This window comes from Flavilitoribacter nigricans DSM 23189 = NBRC 102662 (genome assembly GCF_002646595.1).
In the GTDB taxonomy this organism is placed as follows: Bacteria; Bacteroidota; Bacteroidia; order Chitinophagales; family Saprospiraceae; genus Flavilitoribacter; species Flavilitoribacter nigricans.
Map to the genome: position 1 here is coordinate 1 of NZ_PDUD01000005.1, position 23275 is coordinate 23275.

Annotated in this window: 17 protein-coding genes; 13 read left to right on the forward strand and 4 right to left on the reverse strand. The window is 46.8% G+C overall.

Features of this window, described 5'->3' with window-relative positions; all coding sequences use genetic code 11:
• Positions 1-223 precede the first annotated feature (223 nt).
• From CRP01_RS04455 to CRP01_RS04475, 5 genes are all read left to right on the forward strand, one after another.
• Positions 224-607: a hypothetical protein gene (locus CRP01_RS04455; RefSeq protein WP_099148808.1), complete on the forward strand. Its 384-nt coding sequence runs from the start codon at positions 224-226 to the stop codon at positions 605-607.
• 176 nt (positions 608-783) lie between these two features.
• The gene (locus CRP01_RS04460; protein ID WP_099148809.1) at positions 784-1245 is read left to right on the forward strand and encodes a hypothetical protein; all 462 of its coding nucleotides are present in this window, start codon (positions 784-786) and stop codon (positions 1243-1245) included.
• Complete coding sequence (locus CRP01_RS04465) at positions 1235-1756, forward strand: hypothetical protein (RefSeq protein ID WP_099148810.1); 522 nt, start codon at positions 1235-1237, stop codon at positions 1754-1756. Before CRP01_RS04460 ends, CRP01_RS04465 begins: the two co-directional genes overlap by 11 nt.
• 5 nt (positions 1757-1761) lie before the next feature.
• Entirely contained in the window at positions 1762-3858 is a 2097-nt protein-coding gene (locus tag CRP01_RS04470) for a tetratricopeptide repeat protein (RefSeq protein WP_099148811.1), read from the forward strand.
• On the forward strand, positions 3855-5939 hold the full coding sequence (locus tag CRP01_RS04475; protein ID WP_099148812.1) for a tetratricopeptide repeat protein: 2085 nt from the start codon (positions 3855-3857) through the stop codon (positions 5937-5939). Before CRP01_RS04470 ends, CRP01_RS04475 begins: the two co-directional genes overlap by 4 nt.
• 171 nt (positions 5940-6110) lie before the next feature.
• Here CRP01_RS04475 and CRP01_RS04480 read toward each other — a convergent pair whose 3' ends face one another.
• The 3 genes from CRP01_RS04480 to CRP01_RS04490 form a co-directional block, all read right to left on the reverse strand.
• Positions 6111-6323, reverse strand: a complete 213-nt coding sequence (locus tag CRP01_RS04480) for a DUF433 domain-containing protein (protein WP_099148813.1) — start codon at positions 6321-6323, stop codon at positions 6111-6113.
• A 32-nt stretch (positions 6324-6355) separates the two neighbouring features.
• A complete protein-coding gene (locus CRP01_RS04485; RefSeq protein WP_099148814.1) occupies positions 6356-7210 on the reverse strand; it encodes a hypothetical protein in 855 nt (284 codons plus the stop codon).
• Positions 7211-7398: 188 nt separating this feature from the next.
• Positions 7399-8034, reverse strand: a complete 636-nt coding sequence (locus tag CRP01_RS04490; protein WP_099148815.1) for a TlpA family protein disulfide reductase — start codon at positions 8032-8034, stop codon at positions 7399-7401.
• A gap of 801 nt (positions 8035-8835) precedes the next feature.
• On the opposite strand from CRP01_RS04490, the gene CRP01_RS04495 reads away from it, so the two are divergent.
• From CRP01_RS04495 to CRP01_RS04505, 3 genes are read left to right on the forward strand one after another with little or no spacing between them, the layout of a single operon-like run.
• Complete coding sequence (locus CRP01_RS04495; protein ID WP_099148816.1) at positions 8836-10545, forward strand: hypothetical protein; 1710 nt, start codon at positions 8836-8838, stop codon at positions 10543-10545.
• A 2-nt stretch (positions 10546-10547) separates the two neighbouring features.
• The gene (locus tag CRP01_RS04500) at positions 10548-14183 is read left to right on the forward strand and encodes a hypothetical protein (protein WP_099148817.1); all 3636 of its coding nucleotides are present in this window, start codon (positions 10548-10550) and stop codon (positions 14181-14183) included.
• Positions 14184-14197: 14 nt separating this feature from the next.
• Complete coding sequence (locus CRP01_RS04505; RefSeq protein WP_099148818.1) at positions 14198-14920, forward strand: hypothetical protein; 723 nt, start codon at positions 14198-14200, stop codon at positions 14918-14920.
• 711 nt (positions 14921-15631) lie between these two features.
• On the opposite strand, the gene CRP01_RS41810 is transcribed toward CRP01_RS04505, so the two are convergent.
• Entirely contained in the window at positions 15632-15835 is a 204-nt protein-coding gene (locus CRP01_RS41810; RefSeq protein ID WP_143473265.1) for a hypothetical protein, read from the reverse strand.
• Between the two features lie 100 nt (positions 15836-15935).
• Between CRP01_RS41810 and CRP01_RS04515 the strand changes: the two genes are divergently transcribed.
• The 5 genes from CRP01_RS04515 to CRP01_RS04535 all read left to right on the forward strand — a co-directional run bounded on the left by CRP01_RS04515 (position 15936) and on the right by CRP01_RS04535 (position 22952).
• Positions 15936-16541, forward strand: a complete 606-nt coding sequence (locus CRP01_RS04515; RefSeq protein WP_143473266.1) for a hypothetical protein — start codon at positions 15936-15938, stop codon at positions 16539-16541.
• Between the two features lie 1379 nt (positions 16542-17920).
• Positions 17921-18622 carry a ParA family protein gene (locus CRP01_RS04520; protein ID WP_099148821.1) on the forward strand — a complete coding sequence of 234 codons (702 nt, stop codon included), beginning with the start codon at positions 17921-17923 and terminating at the stop codon, positions 18620-18622.
• The gene (locus CRP01_RS04525; protein WP_143473267.1) at positions 18612-19067 is read left to right on the forward strand and encodes a hypothetical protein; all 456 of its coding nucleotides are present in this window, start codon (positions 18612-18614) and stop codon (positions 19065-19067) included. Before CRP01_RS04520 ends, CRP01_RS04525 begins: the two co-directional genes overlap by 11 nt.
• A 1441-nt stretch (positions 19068-20508) precedes the next feature.
• Complete coding sequence (locus CRP01_RS04530) at positions 20509-21942, forward strand: replication initiation protein (RefSeq protein WP_099148823.1); 1434 nt, start codon at positions 20509-20511, stop codon at positions 21940-21942.
• 122 nt (positions 21943-22064) lie between these two features.
• Positions 22065-22952: a KilA-N domain-containing protein gene (locus CRP01_RS04535; protein ID WP_099148824.1), complete on the forward strand. Its 888-nt coding sequence runs from the start codon at positions 22065-22067 to the stop codon at positions 22950-22952.
• The last annotated feature ends 323 nt before the right edge of the window (positions 22953-23275 follow it).

Here is a 23275-nt window from a genome sequence, read left to right on the forward strand (position 1 = left end):
TAACAATTTCCAAGCGCTCGGCCTTAGTAAAGCGTTTTCGTAATTTTGCCATAATTCGATTTGTTGTTTAAAGATAGCAACTAACCGAATTCAACTGTCTATTATGATGAGGAATTCCAACGTTTGAATGTGGAAACGTTTGAACGTGTGAATGTGGAAACGTTGAATGTGGGAATGTTTGAATGTGGGAATGTGTTAACATAATAGAACAAATTTCCAAAGCATGAATAGGGATACCCTGTTAGCCATGACTCCGCGGGCAAAATGGGTGGACCGTGATCCACCGGCCATTGAGGAGCTGACTAAAGCCCTGCTTATCGTATACGCTAACTGGAGTGCCCATTCCGTAGTCATTGCCGACAAAATACTCGAAGCGCTGGTGCATGGCCGGACGTCACTTCCCGACATTTTCATTCTGGATATTGACGAGATCAGTCCGGAATATATCAGACAGCTATTGGGCGGAGCGCCAGCCCATGGATTCGCAGAATCGGTATGGGTAGAAAAGGGGCAGATGATACAAAGGTATACCCAAAAAGAAGAGTTGCCCGCCTTTATAGAATTCGTCAAAGTAGAAGAACTGGCCGATGATGGTGATGGAACGTAGCCCGATTTATGGTAGCTGATACCGGTAGTATATTTTTGAAATTACAACTGGCGGCGGCAACTGCTTAGCAGGCACTTGAATAAATTAACAATTTCCGATATCTTTATTTGATAACGAGCAGATCGCTATTGATCCCAGTAGGCTCCGGAGAGCGCCATCACAATATCCCTTAGTACATGAACAGCTACCTAAAAAGTATTAGAAATCACATCAATCAGGACCAGTTAGCCATCGCACTACAAAAGCTGGGCGACCTATTAGAAAACAGTCCGCTGTTGAATGAAGCGATCCTGCAAACTGCCCGCTTCAATGACCTGCGACGGGAGATCCGTCTCGGTACCATAACCAAAGCAGAAGAAAAAGCAAGCAAAGAAAAAATACAAGCCGGAGTCCTGGACCTGCTCTGTGAGATCGATGAACTGGAAGAACAACCGGAAATCCAGCAGGAAATGGAGCGTGCCATCGCCATCATCAACAGTAAGCAGGTGATCACCGGCAATTATAGCGGGAATCAGACCCAGATTGGAGATCAATTTAAAAACCGGATAAAAGGAAACAACAACACCATCATTCAAGGCATCCGAAGCGAAGGAGACACCAACATCACCATCGGAAAAAGCGACCAGGATGGAGCATAGGTTTCAGCACATCCACTCCGGTGGAGACACCCATATCGGCATCCTGTTCTACATTAGAAATCATGTTTCCATTGAGCACGAGATCAGCAACATTGTCTCCGGATTGAATACCGATATCCGCATCCATGAATACTTTCAGCGTTCTCCGGACTACCAAAAACTGCTGGACCGGATAGCAGCGCAACGCGCCAGGGTACAGGCCCTGGCCGAGGACGGAGGCAATACCCATTTATTTGAAGCCAAAAAATTAGCAGAACTGGAGAAAGCAGCGGTAGCATTCAAAACCGGTGCCCTGCGTCTGGCGGAGACCTTTCTCAAGATAGACGTCCGAACCGAACGCTTACAAAAAGCCCGCGACCTGTTTGAACAAGGCCTGATCTCCGAAGCCGACAAAGTATTGGTAGAATCCGAACTGCTGCACGATCAGGACGCCCTGATCGCCAAAATGGAATATCTGGAAAAACGCAAAGTCCAGATCCTGGACACCATTATAGCATTGAATAAAAGCTGAACCCGGTGACCAATTCTACCTTTCTGCAGCATATCTTCTCCGGTAGAGATACCCATATCTTACTCCACGAAGAGGCACCTATAAGCAGTCAGATCCGGATCCTCATCGACGACATCAGGTCGGGTAAAAACACCCACATTGAGCTGGATACTTTTTACGACAGCTTCGACCTCTATCAGGACCTGCAGCATAAGAAAAAACGGGTGCAACAAGCCATTGCCCCTTTGGATATGCACGCGCCGGACTACATCAGTCTGGCTACCGAGATACAGCAGATCAGTGAGGAGGAAAGCATCATGCGAGCCAACATTCTCGACCTGGCGTTAAGTCTGGATAAAATGCGAGACAGCGAGAAGATCCAACAGATCAAGCAAGCCTACACCCAGGGCAGTCTGAAGCAGGTAGAAGACATCCTACCCGAGGACTACCTCATTACCCAATTCAACCAGTACCTGCACAACCAGCAGCAACTGGAACAGGTATCAGAGCAGCTCGTCGACAATGCCAATGAATTTCTGGTAAAGGCCGAAATCACCAATTTGAATTACGAACGCGAGGATCGGTTTGAAAAAGCTATTTTCTATTACGAAAAAGGTCAAATTTCGGTGAAGGTCTCCAAAAAGTTATCCCATATTGCCGCGTACCAATACGATTATGCCTTTTTTCTCCAACGACACTTCGTATTCCCCCAGGCCCGCACTTTGTACCTCGAATCCCTGGAGATCAAGCGAACATTAAACCGGGAAGATCCCGGCGAACATGCCTTTGACCTCAGCATGATCCTCAATAATTTAGGCATTTTGTGCTCCAACACCAACGAATTTGCCGAAGCGGTATCCTTTTTTGAAGAATCACTATTGATCCGGAGAAAACTGGCAGAGAACGAGCCCGAATACCGGCACGAGGTAGCCGCCACGCTCAACAACCTATCCGTACTACATTCCGACACCAATGATCACGAAAAGGCGCGGTCGACCATCAAGGAAGCGCTGGAGATCAAGAGAACAGTAGCCGAAGCGCAACCTGCCTTATATTTATCCAGTCTCGCGATGACCCTCAACAATTACGGCGAGTTATTGCGGGAAAACAGTGACTTCATCCAAGCCCAGATCTACTTCCAGGAAGCCCTGACCATTCAAAGGCAACTCGTCACTGACAATCCCGAAGAACTGCTCCCCGAAATAGCCGCAACACTAAACAATTCCGCCCTCTCCTATGCATTACAAAATCGATTTTCGCTCGCGCAGGCCCAATACGAAGAAGCCATTGCCATCCGAAAAGAATTAGCCCAGAAAAACAAGCAGGCCTATTTACCAGATGCCGCCATGGCGATGAACAATTTAGGAGAACTATTCAGGACCCAGCACCAATTCGAAGCAGCCGAGTCGCTATACCAGGACGCCTTAGAGGCTCAGCGACAATTAGCCATAGAAAATCCGCAGACCTTTCTGATCGACGTAGCCATGACCCTCAATAACCTTGGCGAATTATTCAGGATGCAGGATCAATTCTCCCTCGCCCAACCGCGGTACGAAGAAGCCATTGAGATCGAGCGAAAATTAGTAGAAATTGCCCCTCCGGCCTATTTGCCTTACCTGGCAGGTACGCTCAACAACCTGGCCATTCTAAAAAAAGACCAGGGCGAATACCAGGAAGCAGCTCGGTGCTTTAAAGAATCCTTAGCCATCTACCAGCAAAGTGCTGAGGTCAACCCGGAAGTATTTTTACCTGATGTAGCGATGGCCCTAAACAACCTGGCCGAGCTCCACACGCAACAGGAATCCTTTCATCTGGCAGCCTCCCGGTACGAAGAAGCGCTGGACCTTTATTCTTCCCTCGCTGAGGAGGACGCCCAGGCCTTCCTTCCCGGAGTGATCATCACGGCATCCAACCTGAGCATATTATACATCAACCACCTGCCGGATCAGAAAGTATCCGTAAAGATGGCGAGACTCACCCTGGCCAGTGCCATCCAACTGGAAGAAGTATCCCCTATGGTCAAAAACTGTTTTCACAGCGTCATTAAGATCCTGAAGGCCTGGGGAGAAGATCCGGCAGCCATGCTGCGGGAACTAACGGACGAACAAAGCCCCGAGTCATGAAGAATTCCACCTTTCTGCAAGATATTTTCTCTCGAGGAAACACCCATATCCTCGTCACCGAAGAAGTCCAGCTGGCGGCCCGAATCCGGGTAATGGCAGACGACATCAGGTCGGGCAGGAACACCCACCTTGAGCTGGACGCCTTTTACGATGGATTCGACATTTATCAGGATCTACAAGACCGGAAACAACAACTTCAACAAGCAATCGCGCCATTAGAGGCAACTGCGGCAAATTATGCGGTTTTAGCCGGCCAAATCCAGCAGGTTGTCCAGGAAGAAAACAACATGCGAGCCAATATTCTCGATCTGGCGCTGACCCTAGATAAGGTAAGAGGTAGTGAAAAGATCCGTCAGATCAGGCAGGCCTACTCGGGTGGACAGTTGCGACAAGCCGCCGATATCCTCACGGACGAATACCTAACAGCCCAATTTCGGGAATATTTAGAAAATGAACAGCAGCAGCAAAAAGTATCCGAGCAGCTGGTCGACAACGCCAACGAATTTTTGGTAAAAGCCGAAATCACCAACCTAAACTACCAGCAAACAGACCGCTTTGAGCGAGCCACGTCTTATTTTGAAAAAGGGAAACGCTCGGCAAAAGCATCCAGGAACCAGGGATTTCTAACCCAATATCTGCTCAAGTTCGGGTACTTTTTGCAAACCCATCACCAAAATGACGCAGCGTATACCGAATACGAGGCCGCCTTATCCTACCTACAACAACTCGAGCAGGTAGACTTACCCGACTATTTACACTACCAGGCGCTGCTCAGCAACAATTTAGCATTGCTGCACGCCAACCGGCACGAATTTCAGCAATCGGCACAGCGGTACAAGGAAGCACTCCGCATCAGAAGAAGTCTGGCCGAAACGGCACCCGATACGTACTTACCCGAAGTAGCGTGGACACTCAATAGTTTTGGAGAACTATACCGGAACTGGGGTCACTACCCAAAAGCAAAACCCCTATACGAAGAAGCACTGCAGATCCGGCGGGTATTAGCCGGGAAAAGCCCCGACCTCCATCTTCCTGCGGTAGGAGAAACGCTGAACAACCTGGGCAATATTTACAAGCTACAGCAAGATTTCCCCCGGGCCCAGCAACTCTACGAGGAAGCCCTACAGATCTATACCCAATTAAACGAGAGTCAACCCGACGACTACCTGGGAGACATCAGCATGGTCCTTAACAATCTGGCACTGATAGCAGCCGGCAAACACGATTTTGACGAGGCCCGGACGCTCTACGAAAGAGCCATCGAGATCTACCAGTCGCTAGCCCAAAAAAATCCATACGTATATCTACCGGAGCAGGCCAGAACCCTGAATAACCTGGCCATACTGCACGCCGATAGCGGTGACCACGAATCGGCCAGGGCCGGCTACGAAGCCGCTCTGAAAACCTACCAACAGTTGGCCGAACTGCATCCAAGCACCTACACGCCCTATCTTCCGATCCTCCTGAACAACCTGGCCAATCTGCACGGGCGACAAAATGAGCTCCCGGAGGCGCGCGGCCTACTCGAAAAAGCAATAGCCGTTTACGAACAATTGATGCGCCGGGATGATCACGCCTATCAACCCTATCTGGCGGCAACCCTTACCAATTTAGCAAACATTCAATACGAAGATGACCAGATGGAAGCAGCCCTGGCCGGCTACGAAAGAGCGTTAAAAATATACCGGGCTTTAGCCGAGGCTAACCCACAGGTTTACGAGGCCCATATCGGCCTACTGCTAAACAACCTCGGGAATACCATTTCGGAAAAAGGAGACCTGGAAAAAGCGGAGCAATATTACACCGAGTCATTAAAAGTCTACCAGGAACTAGCCGATCTCCATCCCCAACAATACCTGCCAGACGTAGCGATGGCGGCCGTCAACCTAAGCATATTCTATCAGGAAAGTCTGCTCAAACGGGAAGTCTCTTTACATTTCGCAACCAAAACCCTCCGCATATTAGCCGCCTTCGCTGCGGGGTCGGACGCTTTTGATCAGCTCAGGCAGTCTGCCCTGGAAGTGATCGAAGCGTGGGGCGAGGATCCGGAAACTCTGCTGCAGGAATGGGATAAACGATAGCCTTCGATAGTAGAGCGGATTCGGTCACTACCCGGCGGCAGCAGAATCGAAAGTACGATTACACTAAAAATTGTCCAGCCTGAAGTACGCGCGCAGCATTACCCGAATCCACAATGAATAAAGTCGGAAGAGTTGGCTCCCCTGAAAACATGACGATGACCGTAGCCTTCATCATTCCGAAAGAACGGAGTCCGGCTTTTTCATTTCCTCGATCAAAATTTCCAGAAAATAGTCCACTTGTTCTTTCTGAACGGAAGGAAAGTCCTGCAGGAATTCGGTGACGGTGTACCCTTGCTGCAAATGGATTAAGAAGCAGGCCAGGGGTACCTGAGTACCGGGGAAACAGAGGTATTTGGAAGTTTTTTCAATTGTTGATTGAGACATGGGTCCTGGATTTAGAAATGAAAAAAGAGAGCCTACCGGAGCAGCGCTATTCTAAAATTAAAAGCCTCTTCTTGGATTGAGCACTTCAGGAACGGCGGATCGACCTTTGCTTCCAGCATAGTATAGCCGGTAGCGGGAATGAGTTGCAGATCCCAGTTTTGGAGATCCTCACAATCCTCCTTGTCGCTCCAAAGGGCGAAGTCTTCGGTCAGAAGGTGGTAGATGCTGCGGATCCTTACTGATGAGCTGGCGCTGTCAATCAGCATAGAGAAGCTGAGGCTGCCCGGAGCAGGGAGATCTGGCAAATTTTGGAAATTTACCAGATCCAGGGTGGAATCGTAAGTGCCTTCCAGAAGCGTGAATTGAGGAGCCCCTCCCCCACCCCGGACGAGCTGGAAGGAGAATCGATGCTGCTGCTGACGAACTGGCGTTGTCAGCATGGTATCTGGGAAAAAGACTTGCAGATGTTGGTGACCGGGAGACGCAAAAGTGTAGATCTTGCGTTCGGAGACCAAAAAGCTATCCAGTTTGAAGCCCTCTGGGAGGAATTGATAGTTAGCTAGCAACCGGTGCTGGTTGAGGGAAAACCGGAGGCCACGATGGTCCGGTCCGAGGAAGTTGGGAAAGCGGAAGATTTCGACGCTGAAGGGCGATGCGGCCTCGCGGCAGGATTGTGGTTCAACCGTATCGTCCGGGACGAGTTCGCCGGTGGCTGTGATGCGGGCGTTGATGAAGAGTCGGCAGTCTTCCGGTTGGTAGTAGCCGGTGAAGGTGAGGGTGTCGGTGGTGTCGGCTTTATTGGGGGGTTCGGGGGGTAGGGTGGTGATATCGGGTTTGGTGCACGCGATGGTTGAGGAGAGGATGATGATGAGGTGGGATGGTTTCATGGTTGTTGTGGTTGAGGGTTTGATGGTTGAGGGTTGATGGTTTGATGGCTGGATGGTTATTATGGTTTGATGGCTGGATGGTTTGAGGGTTGGGTGGTTGTTATGGTTGGGGATACGGATCTGAGAGGGCTGGCGATTTAGCATCTGGTACGTAGAGCACAGTCTCTGATCCGTATACCCAATGATCATTATTCCACCAGGAGATCATCGATCTGTTCGCGGAGGGCGGGTAGATCAAGGGTGTCTTTGCCGAACATGAGGTCCGAGAAGCTCGCGGTGGTGTAGCGGATGATGCCGTTGCGATCGACGAGAATATTCTGGGGGATCATGCTGATCTGGCAGATCAGGGAATAAGCTGCCGGGAAATGCCGGAAATGGAGCGGGAAACGCTGTAGATAAGGCGTAAGGTACTCCGGTTGAACGGTGGTGAGCGACAAGAACAGTACATCCTGATCCTGGTAAAAGTCCTGCAACTGATCGAGTTGGGTATGTAGCTCGGGAGCCGTTTCGTAATCCGGATGCCAGATATGGAGCAATACCACTTTGCCGAAGAGATCTTCATTGGTAAGGATCTGGCCCTCCAGGTCCGAGAGAGAGAAATCCGGCAAAGGCTGGTGCAGGATCGAGTGCGGCGAGGCACCGATAGCCGTAAACAGGCCTTCTGCCAGTTGGTTCATCTCCTGCTGGAAAGACGGATCCAACCGGAGAGAATCGAGGAAAGCGAGCAAGTCGGACTGCGGCTTAGCGGGTTCTGGTTGCGGGGATTGGCAGTAAGCCACAAAAGAGGTGGCCAGGACAAAAGCTAAAGCTAGTGCGAATTTCATGTTGGTTACCTTTTTTACTGACGCGAAGGCGCGTGTTCAGGTGTTGAAGTATTGGTGTGCTACTGGACCAGCCGAATGGCTTACCATTAGTACTTGAATATTCGACAAGATCTATTGCACACCTTGACTCCGTATGGACTGATCAGCGTCTTCAAATTGCTTCGGTCAGCATTCGTTAAGAAATTCGGTAGCTGGAAGGATTGGGTACGCACAAAAAAAGGGCGGCTGTAAATCGCTTACAGCTACCCTGTTGAGTTGATGGCAAATTGTAGCAATAAAAATAATCAGGCATATCTTTCGGACAAACATCATCTTCTATTCGACGAAAAGTTATTGATAGGCCTATTGTAAATGAATCCCTTCAAATTAGCTGCTAATACCTCCGGCAGGTACTAAAAAACTTCGATTTTACCGATTTTCATGATGACACGGAGAAACAATTGGGGATAACCTTCCCGGAAGATAAGTCAATAGCTTCTCCAGGTGAAGCAATTACAGCATACACAGCTATCAAGCCCGGCGATTCTCACTTCCCAGCCGCTAAAGCCCTTTTAAAAATGAAAGCGAGTTATGAGGGTCGAGTAGTTTCGAAGAAAAATTTGGAGGTTTCACAACCTGCTCGGCTGTATAGTCCAGTATTGAGAGATGATTACACTGTGACCAAAAATTGGTACAGGAGAAAAAGCATAAGGATAACTCAATATCAGAACATGTTTTCAGCATAATGTATATTGGGGGAATTTTACATATATTTAATCTACGTTCTCCAAAGAATTGTCAACGTCCAATCGCTAAATCCCAATGAAAATTGCTATTATATGCTGCGAAGAAGTAGCTCCGCTTATAGCTCATTTAGGTGATCTTTTTGATCATAGACGAGCACATTTCCATTTGTATTTATCCGATTTTGATGCTTTTATCATTCAGGCCAGCGTACTGGTCGACACCGAAAAATACAGCAATTGGGAAGGTCTGGAACTGATCGAACGCCTAAGGCGGGACTTTCGATGTCAGCAACCGATACTGATGACCAGCTGGCGAGATGATCTTTTGGTAGGGATGCAAGTATGTAAAAGCCTTGAGCGTCATTCCGGACGCCGAATATTTCTTGATCCTTTAGTTCGCTTTGTCCCTCTATCCACCTTAATCCCTTCCCGAAAGAAAGACCTGGCTTTGTATCTTGATCCTCCGCTGGATCAGAAGGGAGACCATATGTCTTTTGACGAGTTGGTGCGCATCCTATACGAACATCCACCGACCTACGTCAGGGAATTGTTTCATCGCTTGTACGCCCGCTTGGAGCAGGGACCGGAAAAGTTTCAGCTCCAGAAGGCGATCGATTTGGTCTTTGATGAATTGATCCCCTTACTAAAAGTTTTCGAAGGTACATCCGTCAATTTAATAAAACAGTTGGAAATCTTCCGGGCAAACGCTGGACAATTAAAGGGAAAAAGTGCATTCTACAGTTTATTGACGGAGTTATACGACCAGCTGTTAGCGGGAATATCTGGAAACCGTGTAAGTCCAGTAGAATCCAACCCACCGGAAAAACAACATATCCTTTTTATTGACGATATGATAGAAGACCAGGAGAAGTTGACTAAGCTTCTCGACCCTTATCATATTATAGTGCATACTGCTCCCGATCTCATCACGGCTAAATCATATTTGGTCGAATATCCGAGTATCTGTACAGTATTGTGCGATTTCAGATTATACGATCAACATGGCAGAATAGCCCGGCAGCAGGGTAGTCAGATCATGCGCCTATTACAGAAGGAATATCCAAATCTATATTTTGCCTACCTCTCCTCGTACCATTTCGGACAATTGGACCTAAGACCATCAAGTTCGGTCGAATTATTTCATAAGCACAGCATTTTTTCCGGAGAGCAACCAGAATTTGGACGCTTTATTCGGCGCGTTTTCCAAAAATCGGAAGAAAAGCGCAGTGAGATGCGCTACATCAGTCTGGATTTGCGGAAAAAACCCATTGGGGAGCAATATCTTAAGTTTCGCTACACCGATTCATTTAAAGCCAGGAATCAAAAGATCAGTAATCAAGCCTTGGAAATTTTCACTGATTTTCAAACCAGGATATACCACAAGGCCGGCTTCGGTCACCGGTTTCAAAATAAGTTTTTGCAGGAAGACGTAACTGGCCACGAGCAAGAAAACCTGGACATATTGTGCCTGCAATTACTTTGCCGTCGGGTGGTTATCGGATTACTCCAACTGCCGGACCATTATTTTGATCAGCAATTGGGGTCGCGTCCTACAGCAACGGAAAAACGCCAAGCCAGGTTTGAGACGATTTATAACTATTTACTAGGACCACATGTAAAGAAAGGCACCCTGTACAAAAGTAAACAAGACATACTTAATAACTGTCTCGGCATCAAAACCGGAAAAACCTATCAATTAAGCCAGTTTCCGCAAGAAACGAGAGACCTGGTATTTCCGGAAGAATGGATTTGGTTGCAGGTTAACAAAGAAAATCTCACTGACTGATCATGATAGACACATTTATCCTTCACAAAAAATTTTCGGAACTCGAGGAAGAAGATCTGGAGCAATTAAAGATCATTTACGATGCCAACCGCCCTGAACGTAAAGGGAAGCGCAAGATGGGAGCTTATCTCATTGATGAAACCGACTATGCCGGTTTAATCAGTTATTCCAAGCAACGATTGATCGAGACAGGTCGATTATTTATGGCAATCGATAAAAATAGCCAAAGATGCATTGGTTTTATGCTCTGTCTGGACAATGTGGAGATGCTGCGTGATCAGTTTCCCCTTCATCACTTTGCACATTACGTCATTCACGACATTCCTTTCCTACAAGATCTCGCCCATCTCGGTGCTTTCGGTTATGTATATCAGGTAGCGGTGTTACCGGAATTTCACAACAACGGGGCCGGCTCGATGATGATCGCCGAGATGGAACAGTTTTACGAAAGATCCACGGCCCTGATCCTGGGCGCCGGGATTCACGAAGGGCAATATCTGGTGATTAAAATCCTCAAAAAAAGCGGGCGTTATCTCTTTTTAGATCAGTATTTCTCACCGGTAGAGCCGGATCAACTTCGTTTCCGGATCGTTCGACAACTGCAGAGGCGCGAACTCTACCGAAAGATCAACGCAGAATACCTGCCCAGAACTTTTAATACGATAATTCCCATTCAACTCAATCTGGCCACAGCTGATGTTAACACCATCATCGAGCCCATGAATGCCAAGATCCTATGGTCTTCCTTTTTTCACGATAACGAATTACTACGGGTATACCGAATGGACAGTCATTACACCGGATATTTCGGCAGTATTCTGGAAGCTAAAAGTTATCCGCAATTTCAGGAATTGGTGCCCATTCTTAAAAAGATAGTACGCTATCTAAGAGATAAAGACGACCCCAACTTAAATCAGCCGTCACTCACTCCACTGGTCAGTAAAAAAGGCTTAGAATTCTTTTTTGCCAATGATGCGTGGACGGCAGAAGACCTCCCCTCTTTCGGGAATCCAGCTGTTTACAATCTACAGGACGAAGAAATGCTGGATAAGATGCTGGGCAGTCGCCATTTCCATTCTATAAGGGAAGAGCTCAGCAATGAGGAATGGCTAGAATGGACCTCCCTGCTCAGCAAGCTTGCAAAAGTACCAAAACATAAGAACATCTTTGAACTACCACGAGACTCTTCGCGTAAGCGGTGGAAAAAACTTTTGAAAGCTTGGAAAGAATGGAAGCGACGTTTGTCAATAACCAGTGCTGAGGAAAAACAACTATTAGAAGATCAGCGAGCAATTAATGCCAAGTCCTCCCAAAAAAAAGAGGTATCCGAAGAAATGGAGCGGATCAATGCGGTATCCAAGGCCAGAGGAAAAATATCCAATTCTACCCGACGAGCCTGGCAGGACTGGCTGGAGCTTCATCAAGAAGTATACGCAGCGGATCAAAAAAGATTAAAGCACCCAGAACGCTACTGGTGGTGCCACGCTGTGGTTCCGATGACCTTTTCGGGAGGCGTAAGTGGTATTATGTTTACCTTCCGATACCTAAAACCTGCTCAATCAGGCCCTGGAGAACAAGGCCGTCGGCAAATAAACGGGATGATCAACACCATTGTCAGTGCATTATCCAAGAATATGCTGAACATCATCATGAAGCTCCAGGAACACGCCATTGAAGAGGCCGCCAACCGGTACGCTGTATCGGTGATATCCTCCCGAAATATATCCCACAATCTGGGTTCTCACATTCTGTCCAGGTTCAGTCAGACCTCCAATCTGGGCAAACTGGTCTACGGGACCATGGACCAGGGAGATTACATCAAAGTCAGCGATCTGGACGAAAATTTAAGAAAGGTAACCGATTTCCTCTCCTATTTAAGGACCCGAATGAATTTGCTGGCCGACCTTTCTACCAGTGAACCCGTAGCCTCAGTAGCGGCCATGCTCAATCTGGAGGTCTTGGAACCGTTACGCCAGCAAGAAGTCGTCAATAAATTCATCAGTGGGACAGACATTCAGTTGATCGATATAGAGTACGAAAACCATCTGGATACACTTCCGGGTAAACGTCCAGATCGGAGAGATATCATGGTCCAGATCCCCAACGGAGAGCTGGGGATTAGCGCTTTGGCAATGATCCTGGAAAACATCATTCGCAATACCGCTAAGCATGAAATTCTTCTGGACGTAGATTACCTTTTGCTCACCGTGAAAGTGGTAGAAGAAGACGATCGTGGGTATACGATCTATATCCACGACAATATCGATAATGAACGAGAAGTAGTAGGACAATTAGCGGACCAACTCAATCGGGCCTATATAGAAGCGAAACTGTTTGAAAAAAACTACGAAGTAAGAAAGAAGGGATGGGGGATTGCAGAAATGGACCTAGCAGCGAGCTATCTGCGCAAAAAAATGCCGGGTTTGCCCGTAGGAGGAGAGCACCATCGAAAAATACCTTTTTTAAAAGCCGTTCCCCTACCCTTGAGCCAACGTCCGGACCGGGCCTATCTAGGTTATCAAATTTATCTAAAAAAACCACGGGAGATCCTGATTGTCGATTCGCGGGACCGACTCACCCATATTTCCAGCGCTCATCAGTGGATACCATACGGGATCAAGATACTGACTAAAATAGCGATAAGTGAAAAAAAGCAGGATATCCACACCCACAACATTCTACTATTATTAGATTTTGAAAGCCGAAGTACCAACAAACGGATCAAGCGATTTCCGTACCGGTGGTTGGTTCTTCAGGATGAAGTTGAGCAAGAGAACCTAAAACAAAAATTAAACGAAGATCCGACCGCTGCGATCTGCTGGATCTGGGAAAAATGGTTGAATTATTTCCAAACCAGAAAATACCTTAACGACCTCCAACTCACCCTCTACCTATACGGGCTGCCGGCGCTTTCAGCGGATGAAAACAGGAGCAAAAGAAGGCCAGAAGACAGTCCAATGGAAGCCATCATATTCGATGCACACGGTTCAAAAATGCGAAAGAGGGTCTTGAATACCCCCCGGCAATTTTTCTTTTACAACGCATTCGGCACTACTGATCCACTAGGCAAACTTCTTATAGGTTACAATAAACTAAAAGCAGGGAACCAAAAAAGAAAATTAGAGATTGAATTAATGGAATCCGCCATTACCCAGGTAGTAGTTATTGACGAACGGATACAGGAAGAAGCTTATAAAAAGAAAGCGCCTTTTGAGCTTGCGGCAAAAGATTTCTTTGAATATCTCAGCTGGCTCAATTTATTTGTCCCGAATCCCGATGAAGAAGGCATCCCTTGTCTGTACCATCAATATCTCGAAGAGAATACGGAGCAGCGACTTATAGAGTGGATCCACCAGCTAATGCATTGGAGGAGGATGGACTTTCTCATTTTCCACGTCGGCTTGCTGGAAAAATTGATAGGAGATATTGACGAGATCGAGCGGTGGATCCAAAAGCATTTTATAGACATTGATCCGCGGATAGAGATTATCTTGATCTCCGGTAGAGGCAAGCCGCACCGTCTGCCTCTACATTTCAGTTTTCAGCAGTACAATAACATTGTTAAATACGTTATCGATACCCCCTCAAAATTCCACTTATGCCGGATGTTATTCGGAGCGCGCACCCGATTACATTAAGAACCCGTAAAAAAATGAATACCTATAACCCCAACTTATTGATCATCTGTACCCAATACACCGAGTGGACAGTACCAATTTATCAGCCCTTCGGGATCTTCTGGGACCAACCTGAACGAAGAAAGATCAAATCCATCAGCTTCGAACAGATTTCAAACGATTACGAAGCAGAAGCCTCCAGCATTCCCATACCCGACATTCTGATCTTTGACGAAGCGATTAATCCGATAGCCTATAAAAAAGCTCAGGAAATCATTCAGGAAATTATTGCAACCAAAGAATCCGTTTACCTGGTAGTGCACAAAAAAAATCTAACTCCTTACAAAGGATGGGTCAAAGCCTTGGCCGGTGATAAATGGGTTTCCCACCAGCAAAAAAATAGCACGGAAGGCCCGACGGTAGATATGCTAAAAAAGCTTAATCCTGCCTATCATCAACGAAAAAGGGCCGTTTACTATCAATTGCTAGCTGACTACTTTTCCGGTCGTCGGATGGATGACCTGGAAGAGCTACAATTTCAATTGTTGAATAGTTTTGACCAGGAGAAGTACGGGGAGTTAGCCGATAGCCTTATACGGCAGGAATTGCAAAGCGAACAAATGTCGCAGTTGCTTCAGCAATATGTTTTATTGCGGGATCTGATCCATGCATTGGCTCGCACCAGTGATCCCCGGATGATCGGCCGGTATAAGCTGGAAATGGCCCGCTTGTTTTGGGGAGATGGAAGAGGTTTTTAGTGAACGGATAGCCTGTTGTTTATTTTTTCTGCGCTACAACCAACAGATGGAAACTTTTAAAATCATCCGGTCTTGTGTGACCACTTCATCCTCGATACTTTTTTCTCCAAAAAGTTGAATTAACCCTCCTGCCAGGCTCAAAAGTCACATGATTTTGCCCTTACCTAGCTTTACCTAGAAATTTTAAAGCTGATACTTGTGGTGTAAGTGATGATAACGATCATCCACATTTATCTGAAACGACAAACCACAAGCTTATGAGAACGCAATCGGGTTATCTCATTTTACTATCAGACTATTAGGTATTAGCACTTTGCTTTATTACGGCTGAAGCTTTTCCAAAAGGCTAGCAACAGTACCTCCCATAAGCAATATACCGGCCAAGCGTGCCTCGCCTAGCTTTACCTAGAAATTTTAAAGCTGATACTTGTGGTGTAAGTGATGATAACGGTCATCCATATTTTTCTGAAACGGTAAAACCACATGCTCATGAGAACGAAACTAATTTACTTCATTTTGCTAGCTATGTTTATTTCCTGGCTTTACTACAGTAGCCCAGGAAGAAGGAGTTTTTCTGAAGCTGACTATCAGGTTGCTCCGCAGATCGAATTCACGCAAATGTGGACCGATGCCGGACTCCAGAATCAACCGGTGTGGGTTTATGGAGAAGTAAGTGCTTCCCTTTCCACCAAGGTTGCGGGATTTTTCATTTTACGCCATGAAGGAAACGATCTGATCGTACTTGCCCGGGATATTACTCCCGGTAGTAAACGACAGGTAAAAGTGCTGCTCATACCGAGGGAATTGGTCATGATCCAGGATCAGGAATATCTGCTCGGGGCCATGATCCGCTACCAGTACCTTGACGACGTAGTTCCCGTCGGTACCGGCGATCACAATCCATTTTCTCTTCATTCAAAAAAAACATTTTCTTATGTCAAACTATAAATCATTTTGCTTCCGGTCCACACCGGAAAGACTAAAGCCAAGTAGCATTGGAAAGCAGATGACTTTAATGTTAATACTAGGCGTAGGCCTATGCCTGCAATGGTCCTGCAGTACGGGAGCCGAGACGTCTTTTGAAAAAAGTGATCGGTTCCTACAGTCGATCGAAAATTTTGAAGACCAGCGGGAAATCAGCAGGCACGGATTGGGGCACGCCTATTTCCGGATCGATACCATTCTTCAAAACTACGATGCGGAGCAGGCAAGACCTTTGACGCTAGCATTCGAAGAAGTCTGGACCGGTGTGCTAGAGCGCATCGGCCAGTTGAAAGCGAGCTTCGACCAGGTGAACCGGCGATCATCGGCTTATTTTTCTATGCTGGATGAGATTACTTCCGGCATACAGGACGAGCAGTTGAAACAACGGGAAAGTCAATTGAATCAGCAGATGAAAAAAGAATGGGAGGTAACGCTCCAGCAGGCCGCAGAGAAGTTACAAGCCATAGATGAGTTACTGGCCGGAGGTAATGATCTGTTCAAGGTTATGCTGGTACAAAGTCTGCGAGCTTCTATTTCCAAGGAAATTGTGGCCTTAAAAGGTATTACCAAGGAAGCGGAACAGCTACTTGCAGACTTGCAGAAATTGTCTCATGAAGGCATGAAGTTAATGGCCTGATGTTTTGATGGTTAATGGATGGGGACTTTAGGCATGGACCTAAGTCCCCTTTTCCAATTTATCATGGAAGGAAAATAACAGTTAACGCTATTCCAATGATTTTTGCCGGATACGGCATGAATAAACAATCTTGCCCTTAGCTTTGGCCAGGCCATTGACTAAAAATGAAACCAATAAGATCCTGGTTAGCAGATTAACCAAATTTCTCTTTATAAGTCACAAGATCCCTCTTAGACTAAACACTATTGACCTCCCCCTCTACCCTGCTGATAAATAATTTTGGGCACTAGTAAGAACGTTCGTGAAATTTATGCTTTCGACTATTAATCAAGAAAACAAATAGTCGGGGCGAAGGTTCCCGATCTCAGCTATAGCTGAGAGAGGCAATTCTCTACCAAATACTAGAACAAATAGGATCAGATAGAGTGGATAGTTTTAGTTTGCTCATTTATTTTCACCTTTAAAAGGACAATAAATTCAGCTATCTGTCTATTGATTTTGTTTCGAATTTTCCAAAAAACGGACTCCTCCCCTACCCTATTCGTGTTTTTTAAGGCGTTTGAAGTAAAAATTGGAGAAGAATACCATCCAGGTAACGAACACAATTGAGGATCAGCCGCGCTAAAAACAGTCCGCTAGCTGATCCATATACACCGAATAAAATCTCCTCCATCTCCGACTTCTAGAAATGTAGGAGTTAAAATTTGCAGATTCAATCGTAAAAAAAGTAGCTCAGAACATACAGGGATCACCTTTAATCTGATATCTTTAATCAATAGAGTTGTCGTCAGTAACGCTGCTATTAGACGATTCCGCGAAAAAATCTGCTCAGCGTTCCAAAAATGCTTCCACAGAGATTTGCCGGCGCAGACCGGACAAGACGAATAAAAAAATTCATTTTAAGCCCTTTTTCAGGCTGCCAGACAGCATTTCAGGAAATAATTGCCCAACTTACCGACTCAGTACACTCAAATCAACAGGAGGCCTCAAAATGAACGTTGTCAAAAATTATCCATTTTGGCTCATTCAAGTCGTTGACCTCACCGCGATGGTCCGGATGAAAGACCACGTATTTTATTACGTAATACGTAAACGTATGGCGTAATACATAACACGTGTTACGTATTTCTAAAGTGTCCGGCACTTCAAAACACAACTTCCGAATACGCTTACGTGCCACGTACTAAGTTCCCGTATTACGTAATCGCAAATCCTGCACGTATTACCGAAGGAGAACACAAAACCGTAACACGTAAACGTATTACGTAATACAACAAATTAATCGGAATACATTTACTTATTCCGATTACGCAAACATATTCCGAATAAGAATAAGAATACTGCTTTGTATTCCGAATACGAATACTTACCTTAGCGCCATGGCAAAAATAATCATCGTAGGAAATCAGAAAGGAGGTGCGGGCAAGAGCACCGTCGTCAGCATGGTCGCCAATGCACTGGCCAACGCCCCTTACCAGCACAAGGTACTTTTAGTGGACGCCGACATCCAGCAAAGTATCATCAAGCGGAGATTGGGAGACGTTCGCTTTATAGAAGGAGTTACCCCGTACGAAGTCGTGTACAAGAACATCGCCCAATTCCAGAAGGACATCAAGCAGCTCGACCAGGAGTACGAGTACATTATCATTGACCCCCCGGGTAAGCTCGACGTCAATCTGCCGGCCGATCAGCAGGAGGTCACCAAATTTCTGCTGTATGCCGATCACCTCTTTATTCCCTTTGCTCCGGGCAACTACGTGGTAGAATCCACGATCGACTTTTTGAAGGTCGCGCTGCAGATCAAGAAAGTCCGGAAGTCCAAAGGCGCCGATCTGGAGATCACCGGATTTATAAACATGTTCGAAAACCGCACGCTGGACGATCAGTTCCTGGTACAGGAGATCGAAGAGCTCCAGGATATGTTCCGGATGGAATTTATGGACAAGAAGCTGCACCGCTACGCCCTGTTCCGCAATGTAGACACGATCAGCAGTTTCTACGAAGAGCAATCCAGCGATCGCGCCAAAAGAAATTTCAGCAAATGGTTTAACGAATTCTACAAAATCGTAAATGATGGCTAAACGACACCGGGTATCTGCCGTACAGCAAAGTCGGTTTATGGAAATAGACGAAGTACAGAAGGCGCTGGAAGCAGTCAGCAAGCCCACCGAGGAGGAGTCACCCAAACCGGAGACGGCAAAAGTAAAAGTCCCCAAAAAGGAAAGTGCGAAACCGGCCGAGCCGGCCAACGAGACCAAAACCAAAAAGCAACGGAAGAAAAGCGCACCCAAGGCGGCCGCTTCCGATCAGCTGTTCAGTCTGACCGACGCCAAGGCGATTAAGGACGAGCCGCAGTTGACCAACAAGGGACGGAAAAAATTTACAACCATGATCCGTCCGGAATTGAAGGAATTGCTCCTGCGGATCGCCAAGAACAAAGGCCTGACCATTCCCGATGTGGTGGAAGGCGTACTGCTGGATTACTTTAATATGTCGGAAGAGGAGTTGTCGAAGTTTTCGAAGTAGGGGGGATGGTTGACGGTCGACGGTGGATGGTTGACGGTTGATGGCTGGATGGTTGGATGGCTATATGGTTGTGGAGCCTACAGCGTGTAATTGGCTAAGGTGTTCCTTGGTTATAATACTTATCTTTTAGGTGCCCTGCCTATATATATAAGGTGCATGCTGCCGGTCGGGATTAGGCCTGGCGGCAAAAGTCTCTATCTACCGGCACCAGATCCCGGGTGCCCGAGCCTTTCTTACAATTCGTGCCGGCCGCTTTAGTCCGGGGCTGCCCATTTCCCTCCGGACAGTAAATATTTGAAGATCAATAAGATGGCGTCAATCTCGATTAAACTATAACTTTTTTGGAAGGAACTATAACAGATTTGGGATAGCGGGATCTAACCAGATGCGCTCATAGTTTATCCGATTGGCACCATCAGGTATAACAGAAATGGGAAGAACTATAACAAAATTGGGACAAAAGAAGCGAGATCTGCTGGTTATGCACGGAATAGCGACCATTAACTTACGGTGGAAGATGCGAGAAGTAAGCAGAAAGCCAGTATAGCTATAACAGATTTGGGAGGAAGTATAACAATTTTGGGAAACCTCTTTGAATCTCGAAGCAAAAAGCACCCTACAAGGTGGGCGCATATTCCCATGAGGTATAACATAATTGGGAAGAACTATAACAGATTTGGGACAAGTAGACATTGATGAAAGGGGATTACTTCCCGTTTCAGATCAGTAAATTTCATTTTTAAGGGCTGGATCACGCTGATCTCCCTTTTAATTTCGCTCTATGATCCAATCGAGCTGTAGTATTCAGGGAAATGCGGCCGGTAGATCGAAAAATTCCGTTGGGTAAATGTAAAACAGGCCTGGGAGAGGCCGGTCTTTGAAATGAGTTATAACAGATATGGGAAGAACTATAACAAAATTGGGACACGTGGGAAATTTTCTTTTGTTTTTTATTTTTGCCGATAAGTATCCGTCAAATCTCTGGTTTTACGGTATTCTCATCCATTAAAGTCTGAGGCTGTAAGCCTTTTCAAATTAAAATTTAGATCACCAACAACAAGTTTACTATCCTGTTTTGTTGTTTTTTTCTTTTTAATAATATTTTTAAATCTTTTAGGCCTCTGTAATTAGCTGTTAATCAATAAGTTGCAAGCTAAACTATAACATAAATGGGAAGAACTATAACGGAAATGGGACACAACTATAACAAATATGGGAAGAAGTATAGCGGAAATGGGAAGAACTATAGCAAGATTGGGGGAGTATAACAAAAATGGGATGCCCTGTCCAAAGAACAGGGTCAAAGCCGCTTTTTCAGCACAAGTATAACAGATATGGGAAAAAATATAGCAAAAATGGGAGAAAAATTTTCCCAATACTGTTATATTTGGTCTATTGCAGCAAAACCGCTCCCAAATTTGATATAGTTCATCCATAAGTTATGGCACCAAAAACACGGAAGAAAACCCGGAAGAAGAACAAAGGGATCACGCTCATCAAGAAAGCCAACACGCTGATTGAAGCCCGTTACAAGTTTGACGTGTGGGAAACCCGCTTCTTCCTGACGGTCCTGTCCCACATCCGGCGGGAAGACGAAGACTTCAAAGCCTACCGGATCTGGTACAAAGACGTGATCAAGACCTTCGGTTTGCGGTCCAACCAATCGTACGATCTATTGCGGGAAGCAGGAAAAAGCCTCATGCGCAAGACCTTCAAGGTAAGCAATGTGGAGAACGGCTTCAAGCGGGAAACCGAGTACCACATCATCCGGACGGTCAACTACCTGGCGGAGGGGCAGCAAAAACAAGGGGTAGAGGAACAAGAATACCTCGATGTGACGGTAGAGCCCGAGATGAAACCCCTGCTGCTGCAGTTGCAACGCAACTTTACCGCCTACGATCTGCGAAACGTTATCAAACTCGGCACCTACCCCGTGCGCGTCTACGAGCTGCTGAAGCAGTACGAAACGATCGGCGAGCGGACCCTGCGCATTGACGAGCTCAAGCGCATGTTTGAGCTGAACGACGAATACCCACTATTTGCCAATTTCCACCAGCGGGTGATCAAACCCTCCATCAAAGACATCAACGCCCATACCGATATCACCATTACCGACGTAGGCCGCATTAAAGAAGGCCGTAAGGTCGTTGCCCTGAACTTCGTATTCGAGTCGAAACAAGTAGACGAAGTAAAACGGATCCGCGGGGAGATCGGTCAGCAAAGTCTGGATTTTCCGGACGGGGAAGTGATCGAGCAGGTGGAAGAAGTAGCCACCGCCGTATCGGAGAAAGACCGGCTATTCACCGCCTACCAGGATGTCGTGATCCAGAAATTCGGCGTTACGCCAACCGTATTCCTGAAGTTGCTGGAAAGTCGGGAGGAAAAACACGTCAAGCAGGCCGTACGGGTAACCCGGCGGGCGAAGATGAACGGGCAGATCAAAAGTAACATTGCCGGCTTTTTTGTAAACGCACTGGTCAACGGCTACACCGATCCCAAAGAGGAAGCGGTCAAGCAAAAGGAAAAGGACCAGAAGGTCCAACGCAAGCAACAAAAAATCAAACGGCAGATAGAAGCACTGAAGGAAGAGCAGGCGGTCACCATCAACGAGCAGATCCGGGTACTGACCAATAGCGATCCCGACATTACCAAGCGGGCGATCCGGGCGCTGCGGCGCAACCCCTTCGTGAAATCCATTATTACTGATAAGGAGAAGTCGCTGAAGCGGAAGCTGAAGATCGAGGATTTTCGCCAGGATAAGGGCCTGCGGGATATGGTGAAGGGGAAGATCGTCGAACTGGTTCCGGAACATTTTAATGATATGCTGCAGAAGTATGAGGAGCAGCTGGCGGAATTGGAGGGGCAGTTGGGGTGACTTGGTGAAGGGGAGTGGGAGATGGGGCGACTTGGTGAAGGGGTGAGTGGGTCTTATTTTCTAATAGACAGTAACTGTTGTTTTAGTTTATCCGTCCGTATAATTCTCTTTACATTTGCCGCATGAGTACACGCAAGATCACGAAAATTGAGGGGGTTGAGATCACTTACCATTCGCTGGAGGGGGAAGAATATATTAACCTGACGGACATTGCCCGCTATAAGGAAGCCAAGCGGCCGGAAATACCGGTACAGACGTGGATCAACAACAATAAGACGATAGAATTCCTGTTGGTTTGGGAGCAGAAGAATAACCCGGATTTTAAACACAGTGAATCCCCTGTGTTTAAAGGCTACAAGAATTTTGCGGCGGAGATGGTCGCGGGGCAAAAGACTTCGGCAACGAAGTGGATCACCTATACCAACGCCCGGGGGATCCGGGTAGTGAGGGGGAAGTACGGCGGTACCTTTGCGCACCGCAACATTGCCTTCCACTTTGCCAACTGGATGAGCGCCGAATTCTATCTGCACCTCATTGAGGAATTCGGACGACTTAAAAAAGAAGAATACGCCCGCCTGGGCGACCCTTTCGAAAATAAGCGGTACCTGACCGCAGGGAACCACTCCCTGCTCGCTGCCTCCATTCTGACCCAGATGGACGAAAAGCTGCTGATGTCCCCGCAGCCCTATAAAAGTCGGCTGCCTTTTGCCAGCGAAGTAGACATGATCAACGAGATTGTATTCGGCACCACGGCCAAAGCCTGGCGTGCGAATAACCCGGACAAACCGGCCGGTCGGAGCATGCGCGACTACGCCTCGATCCTGGAACTGGTGATCTACCAGAATCTGGAAGTGGTGGATGCGATGCTGATTCAGTGGGGATGCGACAAGGAGGAACGGAAAGCCCTGCTGCAGGAAACTTACGAATTCCAGTATCCGGTGCTCAAGCGTTCGAAAACGATCAAGAAGATGCAGGAGATCCACGATAACCGGATGCAGGAGTTGGAGTGAATTTGCGTGAATGCTTGATGGTTGGATGGTTTGATGGTTGGACGGTTTGATGGCTCGATGGTTTTATGGCTTGATGGTTTGATGGCTGGACGGTTGGATGGCTCGATGGTTGGACGGTTTGATGGCTCGATTGGTTGCAGTCATTTATAAGTGATGAATGATGGAGGATTTGGAATGATCTCGTTTAATCACAGGGGATTCACTGTGTTTAAAAAAGGTCTTTAAATCAAATCCGCTTTGATCCTTTGTAAAATTTGCTCATCGTATTCTTAAGGTTCAGTCAGGCGTAGTAAAGCTCGCATTTATGATGCTTGGAGTCGGCG

What these genes read in the sequence shown, in the direction of transcription:
- CRP01_RS04460 (WP_099148809.1), top strand. Translation starts at nt 784, where the DNA reads ATGAACAGCTACCTAAAAAGTATTAGAAATCACATCAATCAGGACCAG.
- CRP01_RS04465 (WP_099148810.1), top strand. Translation starts at nt 1,235, where the DNA reads ATGGAGCATAGGTTTCAGCACATCCACTCCGGTGGAGACACCCATATC.
- CRP01_RS04530 (WP_099148823.1), top strand. Translation starts at nt 20,509, where the DNA reads ATGGCACCAAAAACACGGAAGAAAACCCGGAAGAAGAACAAAGGGATC.
- CRP01_RS41810 (WP_143473265.1), bottom strand. Translation starts at nt 15,835, where the DNA reads ATGAAGAGAAAATGGATTGTGATCGCCGGTACCGACGGGAACTACGTC.
- CRP01_RS04500 (WP_099148817.1), top strand. Translation starts at nt 10,548, where the DNA reads ATGATAGACACATTTATCCTTCACAAAAAATTTTCGGAACTCGAGGAA.
- CRP01_RS04485 (WP_099148814.1), bottom strand. Translation starts at nt 7,210, where the DNA reads ATGAAACCATCCCACCTCATCATCATCCTCTCCTCAACCATCGCGTGC.
- CRP01_RS04475 (WP_099148812.1), top strand. Translation starts at nt 3,855, where the DNA reads ATGAAGAATTCCACCTTTCTGCAAGATATTTTCTCTCGAGGAAACACC.
- CRP01_RS04495 (WP_099148816.1), top strand. Translation starts at nt 8,836, where the DNA reads ATGAAAATTGCTATTATATGCTGCGAAGAAGTAGCTCCGCTTATAGCT.
- CRP01_RS04525 (WP_143473267.1), top strand. Translation starts at nt 18,612, where the DNA reads ATGATGGCTAAACGACACCGGGTATCTGCCGTACAGCAAAGTCGGTTT.
- CRP01_RS04480 (WP_099148813.1), bottom strand. Translation starts at nt 6,323, where the DNA reads ATGTCTCAATCAACAATTGAAAAAACTTCCAAATACCTCTGTTTCCCC.
- CRP01_RS04535 (WP_099148824.1), top strand. Translation starts at nt 22,065, where the DNA reads ATGAGTACACGCAAGATCACGAAAATTGAGGGGGTTGAGATCACTTAC.
- CRP01_RS04455 (WP_099148808.1), top strand. Translation starts at nt 224, where the DNA reads ATGAATAGGGATACCCTGTTAGCCATGACTCCGCGGGCAAAATGGGTG.
- CRP01_RS04490 (WP_099148815.1), bottom strand. Translation starts at nt 8,034, where the DNA reads ATGAAATTCGCACTAGCTTTAGCTTTTGTCCTGGCCACCTCTTTTGTG.
- CRP01_RS04515 (WP_143473266.1), top strand. Translation starts at nt 15,936, where the DNA reads ATGTTAATACTAGGCGTAGGCCTATGCCTGCAATGGTCCTGCAGTACG.
- CRP01_RS04520 (WP_099148821.1), top strand. Translation starts at nt 17,921, where the DNA reads ATGGCAAAAATAATCATCGTAGGAAATCAGAAAGGAGGTGCGGGCAAG.
- CRP01_RS04505 (WP_099148818.1), top strand. Translation starts at nt 14,198, where the DNA reads ATGAATACCTATAACCCCAACTTATTGATCATCTGTACCCAATACACC.